Genomic DNA, 7,194 nt, shown 5'->3' with positions numbered 1-7,194 from the left:
AAAACGCGGTGGCAGTCTAGAACAACGGTGCGGAGTACCAAACGCGCTCGTCATTCAAACTCTTCAAACCATAAAGTCCCGTCCTCGCAAGGCGCATCAGCATCGTGGCCAAGGAAAGCAATCTCCGCTTCAAGGCTCGCAATCCTTGCTTGTGAAACGTCCAGCACATGGGCAACCATCGCTTCGAAGGCCAGTTCTTCGAAAATCGGCAATCCTGAGAACTTGATGCGGTTAATCTCGTCGCGGAATGCGGGCATCACTGTGGCCGTGATCCAGTATTGGAAGGCGCGGGTGGCGGGGCGGTCAGAGCGCCGTAGCAATTCATACAGACCGCTTGCGCTAACGACAGGCATATCGCTACCATTGCGTTCTTCGCCTAGATCCATCCGGTTCATTCGGCAAACTTCTTCGGGATAAAGCGGCGCAACGGTACGGGTGACGTTCCTAAGGCCAAGTGCATCGCACACGTCCTTGGCAACGAACCACGGCTCGCCGTAGATCTCCAACACGCGAATGGCGCGGGGGCCAGTGGTGATGCTGTTGAAGATGAAGCTTTTGAATTGGCTCATAGTTTTCTTTCCAGGTATTGGAGGCGCATCAAGCGCAAGCGGGATCAGCCGCTGGCCGATTAGCTGTAGCTGGCCGATTGGCGTTTGGCGGATCGCAGAAATTGTCGCAGCAACGGAACGCATTTATGCGAGCGGCAAAAGCGGCTGCTTTGCTACGATCTGATGGTGGAACCTAATTGCTCTGACACGAGGTCAGGAATGTCGCGCCAGCCCAGCACCGACCTCGCGCAGCCAAGCTTTGGTCAGACCGTGGTCGTCGCCTTGGGTCGTGCTTCTGTCCTGCATAGAGCAGCCCAATTCGTAGCTCCAGTCCTCGGCTACGCTGGCTACGAGCAGACTATTTCCCAATTGCCTCCTCTTGCCTCGCTTCCTACTAAGGACGAAACAAACGATAGGCGCACCCTCATGCTCACAGGCACCATCCGCTCGCAGATCGACCAAATCTGGAACGCGTTCTGGTCTGGCGGGGTATCCAACCCGCTTTCAGTGATCGAACAGCTGACCTTCTTGCTCTTCATCAAGCGGCTCGACGAGATCCATACCCGCGAAGAAGAAAAGGCGCAGATGCTTGATCTGCCAATGACGCGGCGGATCTTCCCTGAGGGTCGGGATGAAAAGGGCGAGCCTTACGACAGCCTGCGCTGGTCGCGCTTCAAGAACTTCGAGGCCCGCGAAATGATGCGCATCGTGGACGAGCATGTTTTCCCGTTTCTGCGCAAGCTGGGCGAGGAAGGCTCCTCCTACGGCACCCATATGAAAGACGCGCGGCTTGGCTTTTCCAACCCGAACCTGCTGGCGAAGGTGGTCGAAAAGCTCGACGAGATCGACATGGACGACCGCGACACCAAGGGCGATGTCTATGAATACATGCTGGGCAAGATCGCCAGCGCAGGCACCAACGGCCAGTTCCGCACCCCGCGCCATATCATCAACCTGATGGTCCACCTGATGGCCCCCACGCCCAAGGACATCATCTGCGACCCGGCAGCGGGCACCTGCGGCTTCCTCGTGGCGGCGGGCGAATATCTGCGCGACCAGCACCCCGCCATGCTACGCAACAAGGACGACCGCGAGCATTTCCACAACCACATGTTCCACGGCTTCGACTTTGACGCGACCATGCTGCGGATCGGCGCGATGAACATGACCCTGCACGGGGTCGAAAACGCCGATGTCTCCTATCGCGACAGCTTGGCCGAAGAACATGGCGGCGATGCCGGGACCTATTCGCTGATCTTGGCCAACCCGCCTTTTGCTGGCTCGCTAGATTATGACGCGACCGCAAAAGACCTGCTCAAGATCGTCAAGACCAAAAAGACCGAACTTTTGTTCATGGCGCTGTTCCTGCGGCTTTTGCGGGTCGGGGGCCGCGCGGCGGTGGTTGTGCCCGATGGGGTGCTGTTTGGCTCCAGCACGGCGCACAAAGATATCCGCAAGATGCTGGTCGAGGATCACAAGCTTGACGCGATCATCAAGCTGCCCTCGGGGGTGTTCCGCCCCTATGCGGGCGTGTCTTGCGCGATTGTGGTCTTTACCAAAACCGACTCGGGCGGCACTGATAACGTCTGGTTTTATGACATGACGGCGGACGGGTTCAGCCTTGATGACAAGCGGACGCCGCTGTTGGACGAGGCTAAACTCGGCCCGTTGCCGGAACAGGTGCTGACGGCAGAGGACCATTCAAAGAACAACCTGCCCGACATTCTGGCCCGTTGGAACGCGCTTGAGGCCGAGGCCGCCAACCTGCGCACCGCGCAAAGCTTCATGGTGCCGAAATCCGAGATCATCGCGACCGGGTCCTGGGATCTGTCGCTCAACCGCTACAAGGAGATCGCACACGAGGAGGTCAGCCACAAAGCCCCCGCCGAGATCATCGCCGAACTGCGGGCCATCGAGGCCGAGATCGCCGAGGGGTTGGATCGGCTTGAGGGGATGCTGGGATGAAGGCCAATCGCGTAGCCCTTAAAAGCGAGTCTTCAGTCATCACCAAGGGCACTACGCCGACTTCCTTGGGTTATGCATTCACTGACGACGGGGTGCCATTCCTGCGGGCTCAGAACCTTGTGGACGGTACGGTTTCGGTGGCCTCCGATCCCATGTTTATCTCGCCTGAAACAAATGAGGCGCTGAAACGCTCGAAGATCGTAGCCGGTGACGTCTTAATCTCGATTGCTGGCACAATCGGGCGAGCCGCTATCGTTCCGAAGAACGCGCCTGAGATGAACTGCAACCAGGCCGTGGCCATTGTTCGCCCATCGGAGCGGATTCACCGAAGATACCTTCTGCATTGGCTTTCTAGCGACGACGCCCTCTCCCAAATGTCCAAAAGCAAGGTGACGGGGGTCATTTCCAATCTTAGTTTGGGCGAAATCGGGAAGCTACAAATCCCTCTCCCCCCACTGGAGGAGCAGAAGCGGATTGCGGGGATTTTGGATGAGGCTGCGCGGCTCTGCCGCCTCCGCACCCGCGCCCTCGACACCCTCAACACCCTCGGCCAGGCGATCTTTCATGAGATGTTTGGGGAAATCGGCCACGAAGACAGTATCGAGCTTGGTGAAATGTTGTCATTCGTTACCAGTGGCGGACGCGGTTGGGCGCGATACTATGCAGACACTGGACCTAGGTTCATTCGCTCGCTGGATGTTCAGAATAACGAGATCGGGAACGACGAGATTGTTTACGTCAATCCGCCCCAAAATGCCGAGGCGAGGCGGACCGAGGTGCAGACATGCGATGTGCTCCTCACAATTACAGGATCAAAGATTGGTCGTGCAGCGCCAGTGCAAGATGCTCTTTCCGGTTCTTATATCAGCCAACACGTCGCAATCCTAAGGCCCAAACCTGAAAAACTCTTGCCTTACTTTCTGAGCTACTTCCTCAACATGGAAGAATTTGGCCAAGCGCAGATTAAAGCAAAACAGTATGGGCAAGCTAAACCCGGACTAAACTTCGAACAGATCCGAGGGTTCAAGATGCCAAACGCAACCCTTGCAGAACAAACCAAGTTTGTGGCGCGAGTTCAAAAATTGAATACGACAGTTGCGCACATGAAAGCTCAGCAAGAGCAACAGACCGCCCTCTTCGCCTCCCTCCAGCATCGCGCGTTTCGCGGGGAACTCTGAGCTCGCTCGCACTTCCCGGTTGAGAAAGCACAGGCTGCGGCCTAGGCTCCTGTCGATACAGGATATTTGCCATGACCCAGTTCGCATTTCTTGCTGCTGATTTCCCTGACCTGCACCGCCATGCGATCAAGGCGGAAAAACACGCACGTTCCGACCCGCGCGGGGCGTGCTTCTGGGCGCGGTTGACGCTGGAAACGGCGCTGAACTGGCTTTTTGAGCGCGAACCGGCGCTGCGGCGGGTCTATTCGCCCACGCTGGCCGCGATGATTGCCGAACCCAGCCTCACCACGCTCACCGGCCCCGCGATCACCAAGAAGGCCGATTATATCCGAACGCAGGGCAACCGCGCCGCGCATGACAGCGGCAAGCCGATCACCGCCCATGATGGGGTCGCAACGGTGCGCGAGTTGTTCCACGTCTGCTATTGGATCGCCCGCACCTATGCAAAGACCGCCCGCCCGGACCCGGGGTTGCGCTTTGATGCGGATCGGCTGGAAACCTCGGTCACGATAAGCGCCAGCACGGTCGCGCAGATCCAGAAGATCGAACAGGATTTTGCCGCCACCCGCAAACGCGCCGAAGAGGCGGAAGAAAAGCTACGCGGCTCGGAAGAGGTGCGACAAGCTGCCGATGCCGCGCTTGCCGCCGCCCGGGCCGAGTTGGAAGCGCTGCGCCGCGTCAACCAAGCCGTGCCCGATCCGCATGATTATGACGAAGCCGCCACCCGCGACAACTTCATCGACCTGTTGCTGAAAGAGGCCGGTTGGGCGCTCGATCAAACTCGCGACCGCGAATTTCCCGTGACGGGGATGCCCAACCAAAGCGGCGAGGGCTTTGTGGATTATGTGCTTTGGGGCAAGGACGGCAAACCGCTTGCCGTGGTCGAAGCCAAGCGCACCAAGAAAGACAGCCGCATCGGGCAAGAACAGGCCAAGCTTTATGCCGATTGCCTTGAAACGGCCTATGGTCAGCGACCGGTGATCTTCACCACCAACGGTTTTGAGCATTGGATCTGGGACGATGCGATGTATCCGCCGCGCCGGATCTCGGGCTTTCTCAAGCAAGACGAGCTGGCCTTGCTGCAGCAGCGTCGGGGTCATCGCAAACCCTTAGAGGACATTGAGGTCGACAAAGAGATCGCGGGCCGGTTTTACCAGCAGCGGGCAATTCGGCGGGTGGGCCAGACCTTCGAGAAGGATCACCAGCGCAAGGCGCTTTTGGTGATGGCGACGGGAAGCGGCAAGACCCGCACCGTGGTCGCGCTGATCGACCAGCTGATGAAAGCGAATTGGGTCAAGCGGGTGCTGTTCTTGGCAGACCGTCGGGCACTGGTGCGTCAGGCGCATGGGGCATTCAAGACGCATTTGGCCGCGACCCCTTCGGCCAACCTGCTGGAACGGCATGACCCGGCCAAGAACGACCATTCCGGTGCGCGGGTGCTGTTTTCGACCTATCCGACGATGATGGGGCTGATCGAAGAGGTGAACGGCGGAAAAAAGCGGTTTGGCCCTGGGCACTTCGATTTGATCGTGATCGATGAGGCGCACCGTTCGGTCTATCGTAAGTATCGCGCCATCTTCGATTACTTTGACAGCCTGCTGATCGGTCTGACTGCCACGCCGAAGGATGAGATCGACCGCGACACCTATTCGCTGTTCAACCTTGAACGCGGTGTGCCGACGGATGCCTATGATCTTGATGACGCGGTGGGTGATGGCTATCTGGTCCCGCCAAGATCCATTTCCGTGCCGCTGAAGTTCCAGCGCGAGGGCATCACCTACGACGATTTGTCGGAGCAGGAGAAAGAGGAATGGGATGCGCTCGAATGGAACGAAGACGGTGAGATCCCGGATCGCGTCGAGGCGGCGGACCTGAACAAGTGGCTGTTCAACATCGACACCGTGGACAAGGTGCTGGAACATGTGATGCGCAACGGCATTCGCGTGGAAGATGGTGACAGGCTGGGCAAGACCATCATCTTCGCCAAGAGCAGCAAACACGCACAGTTCATCGTAGACCGGTTCAACGCCAACTACCCGCATTATCAAGGCAAGTTCGCGCGGTTGATCGACTACAGCGTGAATTATGCGCAAAGCCTGATCGATGACTTCTCGGAGCCAACCAAGGCCCCGCATATCGCCGTTTCGGTGGATATGATGGATACCGGCATTGATGTGCCCGAGGTGGTCAACCTCGTCTTCTTCAAGATCGTCCGGTCCAAGACAAAGTTCTGGCAGATGGTGGGGCGCGGCACTCGGCTTTGCCCCGATCTGTTCGGCCCGGGCGAGCACAAGAGCGAATTCTTGATCTTCGACTTCTGTCAGAACCTCGAATTCTTCCGCGAGAACCCCGACCGCCAGGACGCTGCTGTTGCCGCCCCTATCGGGCAGCGCCTGTTCAGCACCCGCGTCGAGTTGATTTGCGATCTGCAGGAACAAGCAGAAGATCACACTGCCCTGATCGACGCCTTGAAAGGCCGTCTTCAATCCGAGGTCGATGGCATGAGCCTCGATAACTTCATTGTGCGTGACAAGCGCCGCGCTGTGGAGCGGTTTCAAGACAAGAGCAACTGGTCCAAGCTTTCGCTCAATGACCGGATGGCGTTGATAGACGAGGTGGCGGGTCTGCCAAGCGCCTTTGAAGATGACAACTTGCCCGCCAAGCAGTTCGACCTTTTGATGTTGAACACCCAAATCGCGCTTCTTCGAGGGGATGCTGGCTTTGCGCGATTGCAAACACGCATCCGGGCTACAGCGTCTGCACTCGAACCCCTGACGAACGTGCCCAAGGTCGCCCAGCAGATGGCCCTGATCTTGGAAGTGCAGACCGACGAATTCTGGTCGGATGTCACCGTCGAGATACTGGAGGAGGTGCGCCGCAAGCTGCGTTTGCTGACTGACCTTATCAAGCCAGTGGAACGCAAAGACATCATAACCAACTTTGCCGATGACATTGGGGCCGGTGACGAGGTGGACCTGCCGCAAGTTGGGGGAGGTATTGACAAGGCACGTTTCACCGCCAAAGTCCGTCAATTCGTTGATGCACACCTGAACCACATTGCCTTGCAGAAGATCCGAAGGGCCGAACCGGTCACCAAGACGGATCTGGATGAATTGCAGCGGATGCTGCTCGACCAAGGCGTTGCAGATCAGGAGACGCTTACCGCTTTGATCGAAGAGCAGCCCTTGGGGAACTTCCTGCGCCGATTGGTCGGGCTTGATCGATCCGCCGCAAAAGACGCATTCAGCGAATTCGTCACAACGCATCAGTTGAACGCAGATCAGACTGAATTCATCGACATGATCGTGGACCATCTCACCGACAGTGGAATTGTCGAGCCTGCAGCCTTCTACGAAAGCCCGTTCTCCGATCTCAATGACATGGGCATCGCAGGGGTTTTCTCGAAGGATCAGACGGCGCGGATCATCATGATCGTGCGCGAAATCAACAACTCTGCTGAGGCCGCTTGATCGTTTGGTGGTCGAGCGTCGGCGGGCCGAACG

Annotated in this window: 4 protein-coding genes; 3 read left to right on the top strand and 1 reads right to left on the bottom strand. The window is 57.9% G+C overall.

The window, feature by feature from the left end; all coding sequences use genetic code 11:
• Window positions 1-50: 50 nt before the first annotated feature.
• On the bottom strand, window positions 51-692 hold the full coding sequence (locus N3C64_RS15175) for a BRO-N domain-containing protein (protein ID WP_260015098.1): 642 nt from the start codon (window positions 690-692) through the stop codon (window positions 51-53).
• A gap of 282 nt (window positions 693-974) precedes the next feature.
• Between N3C64_RS15175 and N3C64_RS15170 the strand changes: the two genes are divergently transcribed.
• The 3 genes from N3C64_RS15170 (at window position 975) to N3C64_RS15160 (ending at window position 7,161) form a co-directional block, all read left to right on the top strand.
• Window positions 975-2,513 (top strand): type I restriction-modification system subunit M, encoded by a 1,539-nt coding sequence (locus tag N3C64_RS15170; RefSeq protein WP_260015097.1) that lies wholly within the window; start codon window positions 975-977, stop codon window positions 2,511-2,513.
• Entirely contained in the window at window positions 2,510-3,691 is a 1,182-nt protein-coding gene (locus N3C64_RS15165; RefSeq protein WP_260015096.1) for a restriction endonuclease subunit S, read from the top strand. The genes N3C64_RS15170 and N3C64_RS15165 overlap by 4 nt, the downstream gene beginning before the upstream one ends.
• 398 nt (window positions 3,692-4,089) lie before the next feature.
• Window positions 4,090-7,161: a type I restriction endonuclease subunit R gene (locus tag N3C64_RS15160; RefSeq protein WP_511268631.1), complete on the top strand. Its 3,072-nt coding sequence runs from the start codon at window positions 4,090-4,092 to the stop codon at window positions 7,159-7,161.
• The last annotated feature ends 33 nt before the right edge of the window (window positions 7,162-7,194 follow it).

The sequence above is a fragment of the Sedimentimonas flavescens genome (genome assembly GCF_025154035.1).
GTDB lineage: Bacteria > Pseudomonadota > Alphaproteobacteria > Rhodobacterales > Rhodobacteraceae > Rhodobacter > Rhodobacter flavescens.
This window is presented reverse-complemented; position numbering and strand designations above follow the sequence as displayed.